This window comes from Streptomyces sp. NBC_00887, assembly GCF_045207585.1.
In genome coordinates this window covers 4,065,171-4,088,314 of the sequence record NZ_CP108788.1, presented here as the reverse complement: position 1 = coordinate 4,088,314, position 23,144 = coordinate 4,065,171, and the positions used below count along the sequence as shown (strand labels likewise).

The following is a 23,144-nucleotide window of genomic DNA, read 5'->3' as shown; positions in this document are numbered from 1 at the left end:
GAGCGCGTCATGCGGGTGCGTCGGCGCACCCACTGACCATCCGTGGTGCGGGCCCACCCTATGACGCGGCGGCCCTCTGAACCCTGCCATGGGGCCGCACGCCCACCCGGCCCCACGGGCCCCTCGGTACGTCAACTGCCCTACCGGGGCCCGTGTTGCCGCTCGTGCGAGACGGAGCGGCCGCGACCGGACCTACTGGCCCGCGTACTTCTTGCTGACCGCCGTGTAGATGCCCTGGGCCTCCGAACCGAGGCGCGGCCCGGCAAGCCAGCCCGCCGTGACCGGGCCGATGGAGGTGTTCGAGACCAGGGCGGGCTTACCGTCCTGGCCGGCCGCGACCCAGCCACCGCCGGAGGAACCACCGGTCATCGTGCACCCGATGCGGTACATCGTCGGATCGTCCTTGACGATGGAGAGGCGGCCCGGCTTGTCGGAGCACTGCAGCGCCTTCTGGCCGTCGAACGGCGGCGCCGCCGGATAGCCGGTGGCCGTCATGGTGTCGATCTGCGGGACGGCCGGGGCGTTGAAGTCGACCGGCAGCGCCGAACCGACGGTCTCCTCCAGGGACTTGCCCGTCGCACCCTTCTCGGGCGTGACCTGCAGGACCGCGAAGTCGTACGGAGCACCCTGTCCGCCCGTCGAGGCGCCCTGGGCGATCCACTGCTCGGAGGTCTGTGCCCACTGGCCCCACCACACGCCGTACGGAGCGATCTCCTCCTTGGTCGCGTCCTGCAGCTCGGCCACCGACAGACCGCTGTCGTTGTACGACGGGACGAAGGCGATGTTGCGGTACCAGCCACCGTTCTTGCCCGCGTGCACGCAGTGCCCCGCGGTCCACACCATGTTGGACTTGCCGGGGTGGGCCGGGTCCTTCACCACGGTCGCCGAGCAGACCATCGAGCCCTCCGGCCCGTCGAAGAGGAGCTTCCCTGACTCGGGCGCGTTGCCGTGGTACGGAGTCTTCACGTCCGCGGCCCGGACCGGAGCGGGGGTCGGATCCGTCACGCCTTCGTCGCCCGAGATGTCGTTGTCGACAGGCTTCTCGGGGGACTTGTCGGCTTCCCGCATCCGGTCGGGGTCCCAGAGGTCCTCGATGATCGGGTTGACGTAGTCCTTGGCCTCACGCAGCCACTTGTCCTTGTCCCAGTTCTTCCACTCGCCGTCCCTCCACTGTTCGATGTCGATCCCGTGCTCCTTGAGCCGGTCCTTCAGATCGTCAGGGATGGTGACCTTGCCGTCGGACGGTTGCTCGGCGGCGGCGCTCGGCTCACTGCTCGCGGCGTCCTCCTCCGGGCCGCAGGCGGTCGTGGTGAGCGTCAGAACAGCGGCGAGGACGGCTGCGGCGAACACGGGGGAGATGCGGCGTGCGCTCCTCCCGCGGCGTGCGGTATCGATCTGGCGGATGGGTTGCATGCGGTGATCCCCCTGGGACTTCGTCACTTACTCCGGTACAGCACTGCGGACTGCTGGGTGCACGCGGCAATTGCCTGGTGGTAGGGCGGCGCGCGCACCGAGGGCGTCGGAGCGGCAGCCCGTCCTGAGTGCGGCCCCCACTATGCCGGTGCCGTTGGGGACGGTATGCGGCAGGGCCACGGTTCCGTCTCCGCAAGGATCTTCCGATTTACCCGTGATCCCCGGCGTCCGGCGTCGTTGGTACGTACGGGGGACCCCCGGACAGCGTTCACCGATGTCGTCCGTTCCCGGGGCACCGTACTGACGTGCAACGCAACTGTTACAGCAGGAGGACGACCAGCCGTGGCCGTGACCGAACCAGCTCCGGTGGCACCGCCCGCTGCGCACGAGGGGATTCTGCGACGTCAGGCACTGCGTGAATCGGCGGCCCGTACGTACGCGCGATCTCTGCCGATCGTGCCGGTGCGGGCGAGGGGCATGACCATCGAAGGTGCCGACGGGCGGCGCTATCTCGACTGTCTGTCCGGAGCGGGCACCCTGGCTCTCGGGCACAACCACCCCGTGGTGCTCGAGGCCATCAGACGGGTCATCGACTCCGGAGCACCCCTGCACGTGCTCGACCTCGCCACACCGGTCAAGGACGCCTTCACCACCGAGCTGTTCGCCACCCTGCCCCGGCAGTTCGCCGACGACGCGCGGATCCAGTTCTGCGGCCCCGCGGGAACGGACGCCGTGGAGGCGGCGTTCAAGCTCGTGCGCGCCGCGACCGGACGCAGCGAACTCCTCGCCTTCACCGGCGCTTACCACGGGATGACGGCCGGAGCTCTGGCAGCGTCGGGCGGAGCCCCGGACGTACGGGTGACGCGGCTGCCCTTCCCGCAGGACTACCGCTGCCCCTTCGGAGAGGGAGGGGAACGGGGCGCGGACATCGCCGCTCGCTGGACCGAGAGCCTCCTGGACGATCCCAAGGGAGGGGTTCCCGCTCCCGCCGGAATGATCCTGGAACCCGTCCAGGGAGAGGGCGGAGTGAATCCGGCTCCCGACGGCTGGCTGCGCCGGATGCGGGAGATCACCACGTCCCGATCCATCCCGCTCATCGCGGACGAGGTACAGACCGGTGTCGGCAGGACCGGGACCTTCTGGGCGGTCGAGCACAGCGGCATCGTGCCCGACGTGATGGTGCTGTCCAAGGCCATCGGAGGCTCGCTGCCGCTCGCCGTGATCGTCTACCGCTCCGAACTCGACGTCTGGCAGCCGGGCGCCCACGCGGGTACCTTCCGGGGCAACCAGCTCGCCATGGCCGCAGGCGCCGCCACCCTCGCCCACGTACGGGAGAACGGGCTCGCCGAGCGGGCCGCGACACTCGGGGCGCGCATGCTCGCCAGCCTCCGGGCGCTGAGCGCGGATCACCCCAGCATCGGTGACGTCCGCGGCCGTGGGCTGATGATCGGGATCGAGCTCGTCGACCCCGAAGCCGCACCGCTCGCCCGCACCGCGGAAAGCGGTTCGCCCCCGCCGCCGGACCCGGCTCTCGCCGCCGCGGTCCAGCAGGAATGCCTGCACCGGGGCCTCATCGTCGAACTCGGTGGGCGCCATGATGCCGTGGTCCGACTCCTTCCTCCGCTCACCCTCACCGACGAACAGGCGACGGCCGTGGTCGACCGCCTCGCCGACGCGCTGAGGGCCGCAGAGCGCTCGCCGTACCGTCGGGCCGCCGCCGGGCCGACCCGCTGATCCCGGATCCCTCACCAAGGAAGACCGCCGTGAACCCCACCCCTGCGCCCGAGGCCGACGGCCCTCTCACCAGCCAGCAGCGAGGACAGAACCTGCCGGACGGCCCTCTCGCCTTCGAATCGACGAGTGTGCCGCGGCAGAAGGTCGGGCCACACGGAACCCGGCGCACTCCGGCCGGAAACCCCGCAGGCACGCTCCCGGAAGATCTCCTCGACGCCGCGGCCCGGCCCGATGCGTCCGGTCTGCTCGACCCCCTCGGGCACCCCGACCCACTCCAGGCCGCGGACGCTGCGGGCACGGAGAATCTGCTGCGCTGCTGGGTCAGGGAGAACGACCTGCCCCAGCCGAAGGGCGGCACCCTGCGCGTCCCCCTGCCCGCCAGTGGTACGGCACTCCTCGCCCCCGTCATCCACTGGTCCGCGACGGGGTGGCACCGTTTCGGCGCGCCCACCCTGGAGAACGCGCCCGGAGCCGCGAGCACCGATGCCGTCACCGTCGCCGCACTCATGGGACGCGAGACCTGCAGGAACGCCGGCCTGGACATGGTCGCCCGAGTGGCCGACTCGGTAAGGCGCACGGCCGACTTCATCGCGGACCGGCGTCGCGAACCGGCAGCTCCCCCCGGGGCCGACCTCTTCCTCACGGCGGAACAGTCACTCCTCCTCGGTCATCCGCTGCACCCCACGCCGAAGAGCCGTGAAGGCCTCTCTGATTCCGAAACCCGCCTCTACTCACCCGAGTTGCGCGGCTCCTTCCCTCTCCACTGGATGGCTGTGGACCGGTCCGTGCTGGCCACCGGCTCGTCCTGGAACCAAGGGGAGCGCCCGGTGTCCGCGGCGGAACTCCTGGCACCCCACTCCGAAGGGCTGCGCCTCCCCAGCGGGACCACGGCGCTCCCCCTCCATCCCTGGCAGGCTGCGGAGCTCAAGCGTCGCCCCGAAGTCGCCGCACTGTGCGACAAGGGGCTGTTGCACGACCTCGGCCCGTACGGAGAGGAGTGGCACCCCACCTCCTCCGTACGCACCGTGCACCGCCCAGGTGCCGGGATCATGCTGAAGCTCTCCCTGGGCGTACGCATCACCAACTCCCGTCGGGAGAATCTCCGCAAGGAACTCCACCGCGGGGCAGAGGTCCACCGGCTGCTCAGCACCGGACTGGGGGACCAGTGGCGGAAGGCCCACCCGGGCTTCGACATCGTCAGGGACCCTGCCTGGCTCGCCGTCGACACCCCGGACGGCAGCCCCGTCCAGGGACTGGATGTGATGCTCCGCCACAATCCGTTCGGCCCGGCCGACGACGCAGTCTGCATCGCCGGACTCACCGCACCGCGCCCCTGGCCGGGCCGTGCGGGCATGCACTCACGACTTGCGGAGATCGTGTCCCGCCTCGTCGTCCGTACCGGAAGGACGCCCGGAGCCGTCTGTGCCGAGTGGTTCCTGCGCTATCTCGACCGTGTCGTCCTCCCCGTTCTCTGGTTCGACGCCACCGCCGGTGTCGCCCTGGAAGCCCACCAGCAGAACACTCTCGTCCTCATCGACCCGGACGGCTGGCCGGTCGGCGGCAGGTACCGCGACAACCAGGGCTACTACTTCCGTGAGTCCCACCGCGCCGCACTCGAGCACCGGCTCCCCGGTATCGGCGCGGTCAGTGACACGTTCGTCTCCGACGCCGTGACCGATGAGCGCCTCGCGTACTACCTCGGTATCAACAACGTGTTCGGACTCATCGGAGCCTTCGGGGCCCAGCGGCTCGCCGAGGAACAACTGCTCCTCGCCGCCTTCCGCCGCTTCCTGGAGGCTGCTGTGCCACTGGGGTCGCCACTGCCCTCGTATCTGCTCGGGACCTCCCAACTCCGCTGCAAGGCAAATCTGCTGACCCGACTGCACGGTCTCGACGAACTCGTCGGTCCCGTCGACACCCAGTCCGTCTACGTCACCATCGCCAACCCCCTCCGCGCCTGACAGGCAGGACCGTCTGAACCACGAGAGGAGAGCGTCACGGTGCCTCCCGCCGATGCGCACGCCGATGCCGGAACAGGTGCCGCCCCACCGGGTGCCACGAGTGTCGAGGACACCCTGGACCTGCGGCTGACCGAAGAGCTCCTCGCACTGCTCGGCGACGAACAACCGGTAGCAGCCGTCCGGCCCCCCGACGCCTCCGATCTGCTCGGCAGCCCTGCCGCATGGCACCCGGTCACCACCCCCGCCGGTGTGTTCCAGCTGGTTCCCGTTCATCAGGCTCGCGATCTCGCGATGATCAGCCGCTGGATGAACGACCCGGCGGTCGCCGCCTTCTGGGAACTCGCAGGACCGGAATCGATCACTGTCGGTCACATCCGTCGCCAGCTCGACGGAGACGGCCGCAGCGTCCCCTGCCTCGGAGTGCTGGACGGCAGGCCCATGAGCTACTGGGAGATCTACCGCGCGGACCTGGACCCGCTGGCCCGTCACTACCCTGCCCGGCCCCATGACACAGGCATCCACCTCCTCATCGGTGGTGTGGACAACCGCGGCCGGGGCATCGGCACCACACTGCTCCGCGCCGTCTCCGACCTCGTACTCGACAACCGTCCTCTGTGCGCACGCGTCGTCGCAGAGCCCGATCTGCGCAACACCCCTTCCGTCTCCGCCTTCCTGAGCGCTGGTTTCCGCTTCTCCGCCGAGGTGGAACTACCTGACAAGCGAGCCGCCCTGATGGTTCGCGACCGAGCCCACCGTGCACAGCTGTGAACAACTCGCTGCTTTACATACACCGCTCGAACCCCATCGGTTCCCACCCGAGGAGTCCCCGTGCAGACATACCCTGCGAGCCACAACTCAGCGGAGCCTCACACGCTGCTCGACGCACCAGAACTGAACCGGGCGCTCTGGGACCGGGCCGCAGTGCGGCTGCTGGCGAAGATGATCAGTGAGTTCGCCTACGAGGAAGTCATCGAGCCCACGGCGCGGCCGGGGAACAGCGGCAGCTACGCCCTGCCGCTGGACGACGGTGGAGCACTGCACTTCCGCGCGCGGCGCGGCGTCTACGGCAGCTGGCGCGTCGACCCGGACTCGATCCGCGAGCTCCCGCAGGAGGACTCCCCGGCGGCCCACGCAGGGAACGACCGCGGCACGCCGTTCCGTGACCCGCTGCAGTTCCTCGCCCGCGCCCGCCACCTGCTCGGGCTCGACGGCGCAACGCTCGGCCACCTCATTCGCGAGCTCACCACCACGCTCGCGGCCGATGCCCGGCTCGGTCACACCGCACTCGGCGCGTCCCAGCTGGCCGAGCTCCCGTACGCCGAGCTGGAAGGACACCAGACCGGCCATCCCTGGCTCGTGGCCAACAAGGGGCGTCTCGGATTCTCCGCCGCCGACGCGGCACGCTTCACCCCCGAAGCCCGGTCCGCCACCAGGCTGCCGTGGATCGCGGTCAGCACGCGTATCGCGGGCTATCGGGGCGTGAAGGCCCTCGAAACCCCCGGACATCTCTACGCCCAGGAACTGGATCCGGCCGTCCGGGCCTCCTTCGCCGCCGTTCTGCGCGCCCGCGGTCTCGACCCCCAGGACTACCTGTTCCTTCCGGTGCACCCGTGGCAGTGGGACGAGTGGGTCGTGCCACTCTTCGCGCCGGCGATCGCCGACGGTGCGATCGTGCCCCTGCACGCCGACGACGACCTGCGGCTGCCGCAGCAGTCCATCCGTACCTTCACCAACGTCGGACGGCCCGACCGGCACTCGGTCAAGCTGCCGCTGTCGATCCTCAACACACTCGTCTGGCGAGGTCTGCCGACCGAGCGCACGCTCGCCGCGCCGGCGGTCACCGCCTGGGTCCAGGGCCTGTGCGACAGCGACCCCTTCCTGCGCGACACCTGCGGAGTCATCCTGCTCGGAGAGGTCGCGTCGGTGACGGTCGAGCACCCCCTCTACGACCACCTTCCCGAGGCGCCCTATCAGTTCAAGGAGATTCTCGGCGCGATCTGGCGAGAACCCCTGCAACCGAGGCTGGCACCGGGCGAGCGTGCACGCACGCTCGCCTCTTTGCTGCACACGGACCCGGCAGGCCGTGCCTTCACCGCCGAGTTGGTAGCCCGCTCGGGGCTGACCCCGGCCGCCTGGCTGACAAGGCTCTTCGCCGCGCTGCTGCCTCCACTGCTGCACTTCCTGTACCGCTACGGCACGGTGTTCTCCCCGCACGGCGAGAACGCCATCGTCGTCTTCGACGAGAAGGACGTGCCGGTACGTCTCGCGATCAAGGACTTCGTCGACGATGTGAACGTCAGCACCCAGCCGCTCCCGGAGCAGGACCCGATGCCCCAGGAGGTCCGCAGCATCCTGCTGACCGAGGACGCGTCCTTCCTCACCCAGTTCATCCACTCGGGGCTCTTCGTCGGCGTCTTCCGCTATCTGTCCCCGCTCTGCGAGGAACAGCTGAATGTACCGGAGAGTGAATTCTGGTCACTCGTCCGGGCCGAGATCCTCCGCCACCATGCCCGGTTTCCCGAGCTCAAGGAGCGGTTCGAGATGTTCGACATGCTGGCGCCGAGGATCGAGCGGCTCTGCCTCAACCGCAACCGTCTGCATCTGGACGGCTACCGCGACAGGCCGGAGCGCCCGCACGCGGCCGTCCACGGTTCGGTTCCCAACCCTCTCCACCTTTCCGTGTGAGGCCGGGAGTGAGTCCAGGAGTGAACGCCGGTGTCAGTGGTGAGCCGTAGGGTGGTCGGGCTATGACGAAGCCATCTCTCCCCGAGCTCCTGCACGCCGCCGTCACCGCTGTCGGCGGTACGGAACGGCCCGGCCAGGCCACCATGGCCTCGGCCGTTGCCGATGCGGTCGACGACAATGCCCACCTCCTCGTCCAGGCCGGTACGGGCACGGGCAAGTCCCTCGGGTACCTGGTGCCCGCGCTGGCCCACGGGGAGCGGGTCGTGGTGGCCACGGCGACCCTCGCCCTCCAGCGCCAGTTGGTGGAGCGGGATCTCCCGCGGACGGTCGACGCGCTGCAGCCGCTGCTCCGCCGCCGCCCGCAGTTCGCGATGCTCAAGGGCCGGTCGAACTATCTGTGTCTGCACCGTCTGCACGAGGGGGTGCCGCAGGAAGAGGAGGAGGGACTCTTCGACCAGTTCGAGGCCGCTGCCCCGTCGAGCAAGCTGGGCCAGGACCTGCTGCGCATGCGTGACTGGTCGGACGAGACGGAGACCGGCGACCGGGACGACCTCACGCCGGGCGTCTCGGACCGGGCCTGGGCACAGATCTCGGTGTCCTCGCGGGAATGCCTCGGTGCGACGAAGTGCGCGTACGGCGCGGAGTGCTTCGCGGAGATGGCGCGGGAGCGCGCCAAGCTCGCCGATGTCGTCGTCACGAACCACGCCCTGCTCGCCATCGACGCGATCGAGGGCGCGCCGGTGCTGCCGAAGCACGAGGTGCTGATCGTCGACGAGGCCCACGAGCTGGTGTCGCGGGTCACCGGTGTGGCCACGGGCGAGCTCACTGCGGGCCAGGTGAACCGTGCGGTGCGCCGTGCGGCCAAGCTGGTCAACGAGAAGGCCGCCGACGCGCTGCAGACCGCTTCGGAGGGCTTCGAGCGGGTGATGGAGCTGGCCCTGCCGGGACGCCTGGAGGAGGTTCCCGAGGACCTCGGCTACGCCCTGATGGCGCTGCGTGACGCCGCGCGCACCGTGATCTCGGCCCTGGGCTCCACCCGGGACAAGTCCGTCCAGGACGAGGACGCCGTCCGAAAGCAGGCCATGGCGTCGGTCGAGTCGGTCCACAGCGTCGCGGAGCGCATCACGCAGGGTTCCGAGTACGACGTGGTCTGGTACGAGCGCCATGACCGCTTCGGGGCGTCCGTGCGCGTCGCCCCGCTCTCGGTGTCGGGGCTTCTGCGCGAGAAGCTCTTCACCGACCGGTCCGTGGTCCTGACGTCCGCGACGCTCAAGCTCGGCGGGGATTTCAACGGGGTGGGGGCATCGCTGGGCCTCGCACCCGAGGGCACCGCGGGCGAGGACGTCCCGCAGTGGAAGGGGCTGGACGTCGGATCGCCGTTCGACTACCCGAAGCAGGGCATTCTGTATGTCGCCCGGCACCTGGGGGCCCCGGGGCGTGAAGGCTCACGCACCGACATGCTGGACGAGCTCGCTGATCTGGTGGAGGCGGCGGGAGGCAGGACCCTGGGGCTGTTCTCGTCCATGCGGGCGGCTCAGGCCGCCGCCGAGGAGCTGCGCGGTCGGCAGGACCGGCCGATCCTGCTGCAGGGCGAGGAGACACTCGGCGAGCTGATCAAGAATTTCGCCGCGGACCCGGATACCTGCCTCTTCGGAACGCTGTCGCTGTGGCAGGGCGTCGACGTGCCCGGCTCGAGCTGCCAGCTCGTCGTCATGGACCGGATCCCGTTTCCCCGGCCCGACGACCCGCTGATGAGCGCGCGACAGAAGGCGGTCGAGGAGGCCGGTGGCAACGGCTTCATGGCGGTCGCGGCCACGCACGCCGCCCTGCTGATGGCGCAGGGGGCAGGCCGGCTCGTCCGTGCGACGGGTGACAAGGGCGTCGTTGCCGTACTTGACCCACGCCTGGCCAACGCCCGCTACGGCAGCTACCTTCGGGCTTCGATGCCCGACTTCTGGTACACCACGGACCGGAACCAGGCGCGGCGCTCGCTCGCCGCCATCGACGCGGCGGCCAAGCCTGCTCCGTAGCGGAAGCGGACATGGCAGGGCCCCGGGATCGGCGCAGAGGATCCCGGGGCCCGGTTCGAACCGGCGGATTCACACCCGCCGCAGCACCGCCACGACCTTGCCGAGAATGGTCGCCTCGTCACCCGGAATCGGCTGGTACGCGGAGTTGTGCGGGAGCAGCCAGACATGGCCGTCCTCGCGCTTGAAACGCTTGACCGTCGCCTCGCCGTCCAGCATGGCCGCCACGATGTCCCCGTTCTCCGCGACGGGCTGCCGCCGGACGGTGACCCAGTCACCGTCCATGATCGCCGCCTCGATCATCGAGTCACCGACGACCTTCAGCACGAAGAGCTCGCCGTCACCGACGAGCTGGCGGGGGAGCGGGAAGACGTCCTCGACGGACTCCTCGGCGAGGATCGGCCCGCCGGCCGCGATCCGGCCGACCAGCGGGACGTACGAAGCCGCGGGCTTCCCCGTGGTGTCCGTCGTCTGGGTGCTGGGCTGGTCCGAACCCCGGACCTCGTACGCCCGGGGGCGATGAGGATCTCGGCGCAGGAAGCCCTTGCGCTCCAGGGCCATCAGCTGATGAGCGACGGACGACGTGCTGGACAGCCCCACCGCCTGACCGATCTCCCGCATCGACGGGGGATACCCTCGGCGCTGTACGGAGTCACGGATGACCTCGATCACCCGCCGCTGCCGGTCCGTGAGCCCCGAGCTGTCCGCCCGGATTCCTGGAGGTCGGCCGGGCAACGAGCGCGCTGGGCGCGTGGGCTCCGACCCCTCCGTGTTTGTGCCTGAGTCATTCATCGCATGCACCGGCTCAAGTCGGCTCTGGGAGCGGTGGTCCTGGGCAGTGATGGTGGCACTGTCTGCGGTGGTGGTCACGTCGGCCCCTCTCGAATGGTCTCCCTAGTTGGACAACGGTAGTAGCTTTCGAAAGGTTGCGCCAAACACACGTTCGAGTGAAAAACAAATAAAGGCCTGCCGCAGCCTTGTGGTGAGGTGTATGAGCGGGCTTTCGGGCGAGGGAACCCGGTCGGTCACGCTAGCGTCCACGGGTCCGCCGGCGGTGCCCGGGGGCCCGCAAGGGGGCGCCCTCCGGGCCCGTGAGGGGGTGCTTCGAAGCGCGTCCAGGAGTCCCGCGCCAGTCTGCCACCCGGCGGCCCCGGATCCGGGCACTGGTGCGTTTCCCGTACCCTCGTGCCGGGTCGTAGGCTGCGCCCGGGGCGCCCGTCAGGTGCGACACGAGCCGGGGCGAAAGTGAAGCCAAACCCTAGATCTAGTGGTTGGATTGCCTCAGCCACCCAGAACTTGTGGTCCCGGTCGTTCGGGGCCGAGTCCATCGCCTATGCTTGTGGCTGCCTCGAAGGTCCGTGACGGACCTGAGCAGGCCATTCAGTCGTGCTGTGAAGGAGGGTTGGGAGCCATGCACTGCCCCTTCTGCAGGCACCCCGACAGCCGGGTCGTCGACAGTCGCACCACGGACGACGGAACGTCGATCCGACGGCGTCGTCAGTGCCCCGACTGCTCCCGCCGTTTCACGACGGTGGAGACCTGCTCGCTGATGGTGGTGAAGCGCAGCGGCGTGACCGAGCCCTTCAGCCGCACCAAGGTCATCTCGGGCGTCCGCAAGGCATGCCAGGGGCGGCCCGTCACTGAGGACGCCCTCGCCAAGCTCGGCCAGCGGGTCGAGGAGGCGGTGCGGGCGACCGGCAGTGCCGAGCTGACCACGCACGACGTGGGCCTGGCCATACTCGGCCCCCTGCAGGAACTCGACCTCGTCGCGTACCTGCGCTTCGCGTCCGTGTACCGGGCGTTCAATTCGCTCGAAGACTTCGAGGCCGCCATCGCGGAGCTCCGCGAACAACGGCCTCCCGGGGGGAAATGCGGGAGCGGCGAGATCCTCGAGGTCCCCGCACCCGCCGCGATCGCCGCAGATTGATCTCGGCCGCCGACCGACAGGAACGACGAGGTCGGCGGCGGGCGGCACCAGACCTGCTCCCGGCGCCCCACGCGGCGTCCGGAGTATCAGACACAGACTGTGCCCTGGGAAGAACTGGGCACTTCAGGGCGTTTTTGCCCACATATGGGAGGCGGCATGACAGAGACGGCGAGCGGCCCGGCACGAGGTTCCCGCACCAAGGGAGCCAAGTCGACTGCGACCAAGCAGGGTCTGCGCATCGAGCGCATCCACACCTCTCCCGGCGTGCATCCGTACGACGAGGTCGCGTGGGAGCGCCGTGACGTCGTCATGACCAACTGGCGCGACGGCTCGATCAACTTCGAGCAGCGTGGCGTCGAGTTCCCCGACTTCTGGTCGGTGAACGCGGTCAACATCGTCACCAGCAAGTACTTCCGGGGGGCCGTCGGCACGCCTCAGCGCGAGACCGGTCTGCGACAGCTGATCGACCGGATCGTGAAGACGTACCGGAAGGCCGGCGAGGACTACGACTACTTCGCCTCGCCCGCCGACGCGGAGATCTTCGAGCACGAGCTGGCGTACGCCCTCCTGCACCAGATCTTCAGCTTCAACTCGCCGGTCTGGTTCAACGTCGGCACCCCTCAGCCGCAGCAGGTCTCGGCCTGCTTCATCCTGGCCGTCGACGACTCCATGGAGTCGATCCTCGACTGGTACAAGGAAGAGGGAATGATCTTCAAGGGCGGCTCGGGAGCCGGCCTGAACCTCTCCCGCATCCGCTCCTCCAAGGAGCTCCTCTCCTCCGGCGGCAACGCTTCCGGTCCTGTCTCGTTCATGCGGGGCGCCGACGCGTCCGCCGGAACGATCAAGTCCGGTGGTGCGACCCGCCGCGCGGCCAAGATGGTCATTCTCGACGTCGACCACCCCGACATCGAGAACTTCATCGAGACCAAGGTCAAGGAGGAGGAGAAGATCCGCGCCCTGCGTGACGCGGGCTTCGACATGGACCTGGGCGGCGACGACATCACGTCCGTCCAGTACCAGAACGCCAACAACTCGGTCCGCGTGAACGACGAGTTCATGAAGGCCGTCGAGTCCGGCGGGAAGTTCGGCCTCCGCGCCCGTATGACCGGTGACGTCATCGAAGAGGTCGAGGCCAAGTCCCTCTTCCGCAAGATGGCCGAGGCGGCCTGGGCCTGCGCCGACCCGGGCATCCAGTACGACGACACCATCAACCAGTGGCACACCTGCCCGGAGTCCGGCCGGATCAACGGCTCGAACCCCTGCAGCGAGTACATGCACCTGGACAACACCTCGTGCAACCTGGCCTCGCTGAACCTGATGAAGTTCCTCAAGGACGATGGCGAGGGCAACCAGTCCTTCGAGGTCGAGCGCTTCGCCAAGGTCGTCGAGCTGGTCATCACCGCGATGGACATCTCGATCTGCTTCGCGGACTTCCCGACCCAGAAGATCGGCGAGAACACCCGCGCCTACCGTCAGCTGGGCATCGGCTACGCCAACCTCGGCGCCCTCCTGATGGCGACCGGTCACGCGTACGACAGCGACGGCGGCCGTGCGCTCGCCGGTGCGATCACGTCGCTGATGACGGGCACCTCCTACCGGCGCTCCGCCGAGCTGGCCGCGGTCGTCGGCCCGTACGACGGCTACGCCCGCAACGCCGAGCCGCACCAGCGCGTAATGAAGCAGCACTCCGACGCCAACGGCAAGGCCGTCCACGTGGACGATCTGGACTCGCCGATCTGGGCCGCCGCGACGGAGGCCTGGCAGGACGTGATCCGCATCGGCGCCAAGAACGGCTTCCGTAACGCGCAGGCCTCGGTCATCGCCCCCACCGGCACCATCGGTCTCGCGATGTCCTGCGACACCACCGGTCTGGAGCCCGACCTCGCCCTGGTCAAGTTCAAGAAGCTCGTCGGCGGCGGCTCGATGCAGATCGTCAACGGCACGGTGCCGCAGGCCCTGCGCCGACTCGGCTACCAGCCGGAGCAGATCGAGGCGGTCGTCGCCCACATCGCCGAGAACGGCAACGTCATCGACGCCCCGGGTCTGAAGCCCGAGCACTACAGCGTCTTCGACTGCGCGATGGGCGAGCGTTCCATCTCGGCCATGGGCCACGTACGGATGATGGCGGCGATCCAGCCGTGGATCTCCGGCGCGCTGTCCAAGACGGTGAACCTGCCGGAGACGGCCACCGTCGAGGACGTCGAAGAGGTCTACTTCGAGGCGTGGAAGATGGGCGTCAAGGCGCTCGCGATCTACCGCGACAACTGCAAGGTCGGTCAGCCCCTCTCCGCGAAGACCAAGGAGAAGGAGAAGGCCGCGGTCACCGCCAAGGCCGAGGACACCATCCGTACCGCGGTCGAGAAGGTCGTCGAGTACCGCCCGGTCCGCAAGCGTCTGCCCAAGGGCCGTCCCGGCATCACCACCTCCTTCACGGTGGGCGGCGCCGAGGGCTACATGACCGCCAACTCCTACCCGGACGACGGTCTCGGTGAGGTCTTCCTGAAGATGTCCAAGCAGGGTTCGACCCTCGCGGGCATGATGGACGCCTTCTCGATCGCGGTCTCGGTCGGTCTGCAGTACGGCGTGCCGCTGGAGACCTACGTCTCCAAGTTCACCAACATGCGCTTCGAGCCGGCCGGTATGACGGACGACCCGGACGTGCGGATGGCGCAGTCGATCGTCGATTACATCTTCCGTCGCCTGGCGCTCGACTTCCTGCCCTTCGAAACGCGTTCGGCACTCGGCATCCACTCGGCCGAGGAGCGCCAGCGTCACCTCGACACAGGTTCGTACGAGCCCTCCTTCGGGGACGACCAGCTGGATGTCGAGAGCCTGGCCCAGTCCGCCCCCGTTCAGGTGGAGCCGCTGAAGGCGGTGGCGTCGCCCAAGAAGAGCGTTGCCGAGACGCCGGCTCCCAGGACGGCACACACCTCGGCCGAGTTGGTCGAGATGCAGCTCGGCATCAGCGCCGACGCTCCGCTGTGCTTCTCCTGCGGGACGAAGATGCAGCGCGCCGGATCCTGCTACATCTGCGAGGGCTGCGGCTCGACCAGCGGTTGCAGCTGACACCGAGCGCCTTAAGGGCGTGAAGTAGCTGGTCAGGGCGGTGGAGCCGGTATCGCGGCTCCACCGCCCTGATGCGTGTGACGCCTGGCTGTTGCGGTTGATGCAACGTGCCGCCGCGTCGAGGGCTTGTCGCGGCGACGGCTGTCGTGGCAGGCTCCTGCTCATGATCAAGAGAAACGAGTCCTCCGTCCGCCGATGAGCGAGACGACCGGGACAGGACTGCCCGGATCACCGACATCACTGTTCGACCACGCACTCCAGCTGCATCAGTTGGCTCCAGGGGAGCCGCTCGTATCCCGACGACGAGTCGCACCGTTGTCGACGAGGCCCGCAGGCGCCTGAGGACCGGCACTCGGTCGGCAAGGACGTCGCCCTCATCCTGGACAGGCATTTCGCGAGGGCCTCTGCCCTGCCCAGCGAATTGGCGGATGCCTTCCACGACGTCCACGTCCCGTTTCACCGCAACGAGCACATCGCCACCGCGGCTGAGCGGGCGGCCGGAGGAAGTGTTCGCCGAACGGGCCGCTGGTTGGTCCGATACGGGACCGATCGATGCGCGGTCACCGTCGGGCTCGCCCTGCTGGCTGCCGTCGGAACAGTCGACGACATCCCGCTGATTCAAACGATCGGGCTGCTCTCCGACCACTTCGGGCCACTGGCCGCTCACGCGTTCGAGGGGCAGACGGGACCACTTCGGGCCACTGGCCGCTCACGCGTTCGAGGGGCAGACGGGGGGAGTCGAGGCCCTGCTCTGGCTGGCCGAGCGCGTCACCGGTTGGGGACGCGTCTATGTCGTCGAAGCTCTCTGCAGACTCGACGACCCGGCTGCCCGACCTTGGCTGCTTCGCAGAGCCTGCGACGGCGACTTCCTGAATGGATACTTCGCCGGCAATGTCGCTGCAGTCACCCGACTCCACGAGGCGCTTGCCGGCCTCGATTCCGACAGTGAGATGGTCGACCACGTCGGTCGACTACTTCATCAGATGAGCGCCTGCGGAGGGATGGGACCTACTCTCGCTCACTACCCCCACGCGGCAGTGGTTCTGGAAGCCCACGCTCGCCACGTGGGTTTGCTCGACCCGACCATCGAGCGTTACTTCACGATCGCGGTGCTCACCCAGCACCTCACTACAGAGCCGTCCGAGGCCGCGGGATGTACCGCGGCTCAGCAGCAAGCGCTCCGGGTGGCTTACCTCGAGGTTCTCGACCGAGGAGAGTGGACCCAGGCCGCACGCGCCGGACTCGCAGAGGACGACAACCGGATGCGATGGCTCGCCGATCACCGAGCGCCCCAGTTGAGGCTGCGTGCGTTCCCCGACCGCGAGCCGGATTCCGAGGAATAGCGCACGCCAGGAACAAGTGGTCTCTGCCAGTACATCGGCTGACTGAAGCGTGAAAGGGGAGGGGCGACGGCTGCTGAGCCGGTGCCCCTCCCCTCCTGCGTGTCAGGTCTCGCGCGTCGGCTCCGTCGGCCCGCGGGGGCGGGAGCGCTCGTGGTGGAGGAGGACGGCTTTCCCTTGCCGGGGATCGCCGGGGGTGCAGGAGCGGTACGCGTCGATCGGGTCGTACCGTATGAAGTCGTACCGAATGGAGTCGTGCCGCATGGGGAGCGGGAGGCCGACGGATCGGCGGCGGGGCGGAAGCGGGCTGTCAGTAGCCGGTGACCTTCCCGGCAAGGAAGGCGCCTGTCGCTCTCAGCTCCCGGGGAGGCGGTTTCCCATCACCGCGGCGAACGAATCAGGGTCACCGTCGAATCCGCGAACGGCCGCGTGGAACCCCCAGGAGCCCGAAGCGCTCCGGGTGAATTCCGCGACGACCGCAGCGGTGGCCGCGGAGACTCCCGAGAAATCGTCCTCATCCAGATTGGTGTAGCCCTCGCGGATCTGCACGGCCGTGTGCTCTATCTGGCCGAAGGTCTTACGCCCGTCGCGCTGCTGGATGGCCACTCCCACGACGACCCTGGTGTACACGTCCGCGAGCCGGTCCAGCTCGAGGGTCATGACCTCGTCGAAGCCGAAACCCTGGCCTGTCCGGCTGTCCCGGTTCAGGGTGATGGTGCCGTCCGGGGAGCGGCTGTCGAAGTGCACGAGGTACGCCGGGCTGCCGTACGGCGCTTCCGACTCGTACGTGGCCGCGATGATGTCGAGGTCGTTGGCGGGCTCGCCGGTCTCACTCGGGTCCCATTTGACCCTCACTTCGACCTTCTCGATGTCCTTGTTGGGAGTGCTCATCGGACTTCCCTCCTTGCTGCTGGGCCGGCGGACCTCTTCCACCCCGATGATGTCCGTAACCGTCCGTGGATCCAACCGCGTTGGGTCGGTACGGCGGTTTCGGGCCAACGCCTGGCCGAGGATGTCCGGTGCCGCTGCCGGACGGCCGGACGACCGCCCGGAGCGTGACCCGCGCCACCTCCGGCGCCGTACGATGGGCCGGTGCTGGTCAAGTGGAATCGCTGCACCGTGGTGGACCGTCGCGGTTTCGAACGGGGGCAGCGAAAGTGGGTGGGGCTGCTCGGTGAGCCGGGGTTCAGGGGGCAGAGCGGTGGGTGGAGCCGGGGGAAGCCCGATGTCGCCCATGTGTTCGCATTCTGGGAGAACCGGGTCTTCTACGACGCGTTCATGGCCCGGGAGCACGACCGGCTGGCCGCTTCCCAGTCCGGGATGTACACGGACATGCAGGTCAAGCTCTTCGAGTGCCGGTTCGACGTGAAGACCGGCTTCGAGCCGCTCTTCACCGATGCGGACGTGCTGAGAGTGGCGCACAGCCGGGTGTACGAGGATCGCGTCGAGCACTTCGCCCTCACGCAGAAGCAGGTGTGGAACCCGGCGATGGCCGGTTCCCCCGGCATGCTCCGCGGGGTCTTCGGAGAAGCGCCGGGGCGCGAATTCCTGGTGCTGTCCATGTGGCAGTCGAGCGCCGAACGCGGCAAGTACCGGCCGGAGAGCCTCGCGCGGCTGTCCGCACTGGCACAGACGGAGACGGACGTCGAGGCGCTCACCGGGGACGTGGTCCAGCTCGAGGCGTCCTGGACGGTGTGACCGCCTCGCGACCGGCGTTCCCTCGGTCACATACGCGCCGGATGGAGCCGGTACGACTGCTCAGTCCCGCCGGAGGGCACTTAGGGTCGGTACATGGCGCGACCGCAACGCATAGTTCTCGTCCGGCACGGTGAGTCCGAGGGCAATGCCGACGACACGGTGTACGAACGTGAGCCCGACCACGCGCTGAGACTCACGGCGACCGGTCTGCGTCAGGCACGGGAGACCGGGACGGAGCTGCGCGAGCTGTTCGGGGACGAGAAGGTCAGCGTCTACGTCTCGCCCTACCGGCGCACCCACGAGACGTTCCGGTTGTTCGGTCTCGATGTGCGGCAGGTGCGCATCAGGGAGGAACCACGGCTGCGCGAGCAGGACTGGGGCAATTGGCAGGACCGGGACGACGTCAGGCTGCAGAAGGCCTACCGCGACGCGTACGGGCACTTCTTCTACCGCTTCGCGCAGGGCGAGTCCGGGGCCGATGTCTATGACCGGGTCGGAGCGTTCCTGGAGAGTCTGCACCGCAGCTTCGAGGCCCCCGACCACCCGAAGAACGTTCTGCTGGTCACCCACGGACTGACCATGAGGCTCTTCTGCATGCGCTGGTTCCACTGGTCGGTCGCCGAGTTCGAATCGCTGTCCAATCCCGGCAACGGCGAGACCCGCACGTTGCTGCTCGGCGAGAACGGCCGGTACACGCTCGACCGGCCCTTCGAACGGTGGCGCACTCCCGAGCCGTACGGCCGTACCGGATAGAGTGGTGTAGCGATGACCGTTGACTCCGCTTTTGACCGGCGCTTCGAACGCGCTCTGGCCAGCCTGCGTGGACTGTCCGTGGGAGATGCCCTCGGCTCCCAGTTCTTCGTCCCGGCCAACTACCCGCTCCTCAAGAGGCGAGCCCTGCCGCCGGGTCCCTGGCAGTGGACCGATGACACCGAGATGGCGTGCTCGGTGCTCGCCGTCCTGGCCGCGCACCAGCGCATCGACCAGGACGCGCTCGCCCACTCCTTCGCCGAGCACCACGATTTCGACCGGGGCTACGGGCCGGCGGTGAACCGTCTGCTCAGACTCGTCCGGGAGGGCGGTGACTGGCGCGAGCTGGCTGCGGCTCTCTTCCAGGGCCAGGGATCCTGGGGGAACGGGTCGGCCATGCGGATCGCGCCGCTCGGCGCCTGGTACGCCGACGACCCCGAGCAGGCGACCCACCAGGCCGAGATCTCCTCGTACACCACGCACCAGCACCGCGAAGCCGTCGTGGGTGCCATGGCCGTCGCGGCAGCTGCCTCGCTGGTCGCGTCGCCGGACGGGCCGCCGACGCCCGAGAGGCTGCTCGACGGTGTCGTCGCACTCGTACCGCGCAGTGCGGTCGGTGCCGGGCTGCGCCGTGCACGCGACATGCTCGACTACCGGGACGCCGGGACGGTCGCGGCTGTCCTCGGCAACGGCCGCCGTACGAGTGCGCACGACACGGTTCCCTTCGCTCTCTGGTCGGCGGCCCGCAGTCTCGGCGACTACGAACAGGCTTTCTGGGTGACTGCTCAAGCAGGCGGCGACGTGGACACCACCTGCGCGATCGTCGGCGGCATCGTGGCCGCGGGCGAGGCCGGCAGTCCTCCGGCCGACTGGCTGGCCCTCACGGAAGAGCCGCCGCACTGGCTGACCCGGGCGCACGTCTGACGGTCCGACCGGCCGCTTCCACTTGTCACGGTCCTGCCACAGCAGCCCCCCGGAGGCCCGGAGACGCCGGGGCGGGGCTAATCTTTCGGCCACGCCGCTCTCATTGATCTTGAAGGGCGTGCGCCGATGAGACGCTGGGGCCGGCGCGCCGCCATGTGGCCGTGCGGAAGGACCCCGGTGGGGGAGGGGTCCCATGTCCGATCAACCGTCCGAGGCAGCCAGCCGAGCCGGGGCGTCACCGCCGCCCGGGAGCGCCCAGGCGTCCAGCAGCGTGCCCGAGCCGGCCGACGCGGGGTCCCCCGAGGACGCCGGCAGGCAGGAGGCGGCTCCCCGGGAGCGCGCGCAGACACCGGCCGCGGTCCCGGGCCAGGCTTCCGGCCAGGAACCGCCGGTGCGGCCGGCCTATCTCCAGCCGCCGCCCGCCGACCCTTGGCAGCGCCGCGCGCAGAAGCCGTCCCCCGGTGTGCTGTCCGGACTCCGGCCCTCTTCGCCGCCCGCGATCGGGGCCGCGACGTTCTGGTCGGTCCTCGCCACGGCCCTGCTCAGCGCGCTGCTGCTCGGCGACGGCCTCGGGGTGAATCTTCTGCTGGTCGCCGTGCCCGCGACCCTGGCGGCATTCTTCGCGGCGCGTGAGGCAGGCCGCAGGATTCGCCCGTGGACCGTCACGTGGGCGATCGGAGGCCTGGCGCTCCTGGTGGTCCCGGCGCTCCGGGACGCCGGATGGCCGACCTTCCTCGCCGTGGTCTCGGCACTTGCCCTGGGCTCGCTCGCGCTGCACGGCAGCCGAAGCTGGCTGGGAGTCCTGCTTGGATCGCTGGGGCTGTTCAACTCGGCCCCGGCGGGTCTGCGCTGGGGTCTGCGGGGCGTGCGCGACCGTGCCGACGACTCCAGGGGCCGCGTGCGCACGGCGGTACGCAGCGCTGCGGTGGCCATCGTTCTGCTCGTCGTGTTCGGGGCCCTCTTCGCCAGCGCCGATGCCGCGTTCGCGGACCTCCTGGGCAACCTCCTGCCCGACGTGTCGATCGGCGAGGCGCCGTGGCGGGTCTTCCTGTTCGTGCTCGGGCTCGTCGGCGCCCTCGCCGCCGCGTACACCGCGGCCGCCCCGGTCCGCTGGGACGGCATCACCGTCCGCCCGGGACCGGCCCGCAGCAGGGTCGAGTGGGCGCTTCCGCTGATCGTGCTCGACCTCCTCTTCGCCGCCTTCATCGCACTCCAGCTCGCGGTCCTTCTCGGCGGGTACGACAAGGTCTACGAGGAGACCGGGCTGTACCCGGCCCAGTACGCACGCCAGGGGTTCTGGCAGCTGCTGTGGGCCACGGTCCTCACCCTCATCGTCATCGCGCTCGCGCTGCGCTGGGCCCCGCGGGGCGGATCGCGTGACCGGACCCTGGTCAAGGGCGTTCTCGGTGTCCTGTGCGTGCTCACCCTCGTCGTCGTGGCCTCGGCACTGCGCCGTATGGACCTCTACGTGGACGCCTTCGGCCTGACGCGGCTGAGGATCTCCGTCGCCGCGGTGGAACTCTGGCTCGGTGTGGTGCTCGTCCTCATCCTCGCGGCGGGCGTGTTCGGCGCCAGGCTGCTGCCGCGCGCGGTCGCCGTGAGTGCCGCTGTCGGTGTCCTCGCCTTCGGGCTGCTCTCACCCGACGGGCTGATCGCGGAGCAGAACGTCCAGCGCCACGACAAGGGCAAGACCATCGACATCGACTACCTCGGGAGCCTCTCGGCCGACGCGGTACCGGCGCTGGACGAACTGCCGGAGCCACTGCGGTCCTGCGCACTGGAGAGGATCCAGCGCGACCTCGTCACCTCGGACACCCCTTGGTACGCGTCGAGCTGGGGCGAGGCGAGGGCCCGCGACGTCTTTGAGGAGCGCGAGGTCTACAACCGGAGCCTCGAGTGTGCCGGGCTGGGCAGCGACACCAGCGAGCGGGACTACGAGGAAGAGGACTCGTACGACCCGTACTGATGACGCTCCCACCGTGCGGGCCGTCTCCCTCAGGGGCGGCCCGCACAGTGCTGTCCGGGTCCGATGGGTACAGGCCCCGCTAGGCGCCCGGCCCTGCTGCCGCGGACTTCCCGCTCAGTGCTTCCAGGTCGCTCTTGCGCACCCGGATCACGACCGCGGCGGTCAGCAGGGCGAGTGCGACCATGGCGACGGCCGCGGTGAAGGCCGTGGAGATGCCATGGGTCAGCACGTCGTGTCCCCAGGGAGCGGGCAGTTCGTGCGTCCTGGCGAACTCCGCCTTCTGCTCGGGTGTCGCCTGCGCCATGAAGGACGGAACCTGCTTCTCGGCCTCGTTGCGGCTCGCGGTGCCGAAGACGGTCACCAGGATGGACAGGCCCAGCGAACCTCCGACCTGCTGGCTCGCGTTGAGGAGGCTGGACGCTGCGCCGGCCTCGTGCTGGGCGACGCCGGAGACCGCCGTCAGGGTGAGGGTGACGAAGTTCAGCCCCATGCCGAATCCGAAGAGGAACATCGGGCCGAGCACACCGCCCATGTACGAACTGTCGGGTGAGATGAGGGTCAGCCAGAAGAGTCCGATGCCGGTGATGGCCGACCCTGTGACCATGAACGGTTTCGGCCCCAGCACCGGGAGCAGCCTCTGGGAGAGCCCCGCGCCCATGATGATCGCGACCGTGATGGGCAGGAACGCCAGACCCGACTCGATCGGGCTGTAGTCCAGGACGTTCTGGACGAACAGCACGATGAAGAAGAACATGCCGAACATGGCCGCAGCCAGGCTGAGCATGATCATGTAGGTGCCGGAGCGGTTGCGGTCGGCGAACATCCGCAGCGGGGTGATCGGTTCCCTGGCACGCGACTCGATGAGCACGAACACGGCGAGGAGCACCACGGCGGCACCGAAGGACGACAGCGTGAGGGAGTCCCGCCAGCCCGCCTCCGAGGTGCGGATGAAGCCGTACACCAGCGAGGCCATGCCGAGCGTCGAGGTCATGGCCCCGGAGATGTCGAAACGCCCCGGGTGCTTCTCCGACTCGTTGATGTACATCGGTGCCAGGACCGCGATCAGCACACCGATGGGTACGTTGACGAAGAGAACCCAGCGCCAGTCGAGCCATTCGGTGAGCATGCCACCGGTCAGCAGCCCGATCGCCCCGCCGCCCGCCGATACTGCGGCGAACACGCCGAACGCCCGGTTGCGTTCGGGCCCTTCGGGGAACGTGGTGGTGATCAGGGCGAGGGAGGTGGGCGACGCGATGGCGCCCCCGACGCCCTGCAGCGCGCGTGCGGCCAGCAACTGCCAAGGCTCCTGTGCGAGTCCGCCGAGGAGCGAGGCAAGAGTGAAGAGCAGGATTCCGGCCATGAAGACCCGGCGGCGCCCCAGGATGTCGCCCGCCCTGCCGCCCAGCAGCAGCAGTCCGCCGAAGGTGAGCGTGTAGGAACTCAGCACCCAGGAGAGGTCGGTCGTGGAGAAGCTGAGCGCGTCCTGGATGTGCGGAAGCGCGATGTTGACGATCGTGGCATCGAGTACAACCATCAACTGGCATGCGGCAATGACGGCGAGGGCGATCCCCGGGCGCCCTGTCCGGCGCGCTGAGCCTGGTTCGCTCTGTGCTTCTAACTGAGATGTTGTCACTATGGATCCCCCACGAGAGA

Annotated in this window: 16 protein-coding genes; 12 read left to right on the top strand and 4 right to left on the bottom strand. The window is 69.0% G+C overall.

What is annotated here, in order from left to right; all coding sequences use genetic code 11:
• Positions 1-192: 192 nt before the first annotated feature.
• The gene (locus OG844_RS18540; protein WP_406391648.1) at positions 193-1,413 is read right to left on the bottom strand and encodes a trypsin-like serine peptidase; all 1,221 of its coding nucleotides are present in this window, start codon (positions 1,411-1,413) and stop codon (positions 193-195) included.
• Positions 1,414-1,755: 342 nt separating this feature from the next.
• Here OG844_RS18540 and OG844_RS18535 point away from each other — a divergent pair, with 342 nt between their 5' ends.
• The 5 genes from OG844_RS18535 (at position 1,756) to OG844_RS18515 (ending at position 9,823) form a co-directional block, all read left to right on the top strand.
• Complete coding sequence (locus OG844_RS18535; protein ID WP_406391647.1) at positions 1,756-3,147, top strand: diaminobutyrate--2-oxoglutarate transaminase family protein; 1,392 nt, start codon at positions 1,756-1,758, stop codon at positions 3,145-3,147.
• Positions 3,148-3,176: 29 nt separating this feature from the next.
• Positions 3,177-5,108, top strand: coding sequence for an IucA/IucC family protein (locus tag OG844_RS18530; protein WP_406391646.1), 1,932 nt, complete (start codon positions 3,177-3,179; stop codon positions 5,106-5,108).
• Positions 5,109-5,147: 39 nt separating this feature from the next.
• On the top strand, positions 5,148-5,876 hold the full coding sequence (locus OG844_RS18525) for a GNAT family N-acetyltransferase (RefSeq protein WP_406391645.1): 729 nt from the start codon (positions 5,148-5,150) through the stop codon (positions 5,874-5,876).
• Between the two features lie 60 nt (positions 5,877-5,936).
• Complete coding sequence (locus tag OG844_RS18520; RefSeq protein WP_406391643.1) at positions 5,937-7,793, top strand: IucA/IucC family protein; 1,857 nt, start codon at positions 5,937-5,939, stop codon at positions 7,791-7,793.
• 62 nt (positions 7,794-7,855) lie between these two features.
• Complete coding sequence (locus tag OG844_RS18515; RefSeq protein WP_406391642.1) at positions 7,856-9,823, top strand: ATP-dependent DNA helicase; 1,968 nt, start codon at positions 7,856-7,858, stop codon at positions 9,821-9,823.
• Positions 9,824-9,892: 69 nt separating this feature from the next.
• Here OG844_RS18515 and lexA read toward each other — a convergent pair whose 3' ends face one another.
• A complete protein-coding gene (lexA, locus tag OG844_RS18510) occupies positions 9,893-10,690 on the bottom strand; it encodes a transcriptional repressor LexA (RefSeq protein WP_406391640.1) in 798 nt (265 codons plus the stop codon).
• Between the two features lie 541 nt (positions 10,691-11,231).
• On the opposite strand from lexA, the gene nrdR reads away from it, so the two are divergent.
• The 3 genes from nrdR to OG844_RS18495 all read left to right on the top strand — a co-directional run bounded on the left by nrdR (position 11,232) and on the right by OG844_RS18495 (position 16,156).
• Positions 11,232-11,747, top strand: coding sequence for a transcriptional regulator NrdR (nrdR, locus tag OG844_RS18505; RefSeq protein ID WP_351167840.1), 516 nt, complete (start codon positions 11,232-11,234; stop codon positions 11,745-11,747).
• Between the two features lie 156 nt (positions 11,748-11,903).
• Positions 11,904-14,813 carry a vitamin B12-dependent ribonucleotide reductase gene (locus OG844_RS18500; protein ID WP_406391639.1) on the top strand — a complete coding sequence of 970 codons (2,910 nt, stop codon included), beginning with the start codon at positions 11,904-11,906 and terminating at the stop codon, positions 14,811-14,813.
• A gap of 1,064 nt (positions 14,814-15,877) precedes the next feature.
• Positions 15,878-16,156 carry a hypothetical protein gene (locus tag OG844_RS18495; protein ID WP_406391638.1) on the top strand — a complete coding sequence of 93 codons (279 nt, stop codon included), beginning with the start codon at positions 15,878-15,880 and terminating at the stop codon, positions 16,154-16,156.
• A 351-nt stretch (positions 16,157-16,507) separates the two neighbouring features.
• Here OG844_RS18495 and OG844_RS18490 read toward each other — a convergent pair whose 3' ends face one another.
• Positions 16,508-17,044, bottom strand: a complete 537-nt coding sequence (locus OG844_RS18490) for a TerD family protein (protein ID WP_406391636.1) — start codon at positions 17,042-17,044, stop codon at positions 16,508-16,510.
• Between the two features lie 201 nt (positions 17,045-17,245).
• Here OG844_RS18490 and OG844_RS18485 point away from each other — a divergent pair, with 201 nt between their 5' ends.
• The 4 genes from OG844_RS18485 to OG844_RS18470 all read left to right on the top strand — a co-directional run bounded on the left by OG844_RS18485 (position 17,246) and on the right by OG844_RS18470 (position 21,491).
• Positions 17,246-17,851 (top strand): YdbC family protein, encoded by a 606-nt coding sequence (locus tag OG844_RS18485; RefSeq protein ID WP_406391635.1) that lies wholly within the window; start codon positions 17,246-17,248, stop codon positions 17,849-17,851.
• Between the two features lie 93 nt (positions 17,852-17,944).
• Positions 17,945-18,604 (top strand): histidine phosphatase family protein, encoded by a 660-nt coding sequence (locus OG844_RS18480; protein ID WP_406391634.1) that lies wholly within the window; start codon positions 17,945-17,947, stop codon positions 18,602-18,604.
• Positions 18,605-18,616: 12 nt separating this feature from the next.
• A complete protein-coding gene (locus OG844_RS18475; protein WP_406391633.1) occupies positions 18,617-19,525 on the top strand; it encodes an ADP-ribosylglycohydrolase family protein in 909 nt (302 codons plus the stop codon).
• 193 nt (positions 19,526-19,718) lie between these two features.
• Positions 19,719-21,491, top strand: coding sequence for a DUF4153 domain-containing protein (locus OG844_RS18470; protein ID WP_406391631.1), 1,773 nt, complete (start codon positions 19,719-19,721; stop codon positions 21,489-21,491).
• 79 nt (positions 21,492-21,570) lie between these two features.
• On the opposite strand, the gene OG844_RS18465 is transcribed toward OG844_RS18470, so the two are convergent.
• On the bottom strand, positions 21,571-23,124 hold the full coding sequence (locus OG844_RS18465; RefSeq protein ID WP_406391630.1) for an MFS transporter: 1,554 nt from the start codon (positions 23,122-23,124) through the stop codon (positions 21,571-21,573).
• Between the last annotated feature and the right edge of the window lie 20 nt (positions 23,125-23,144).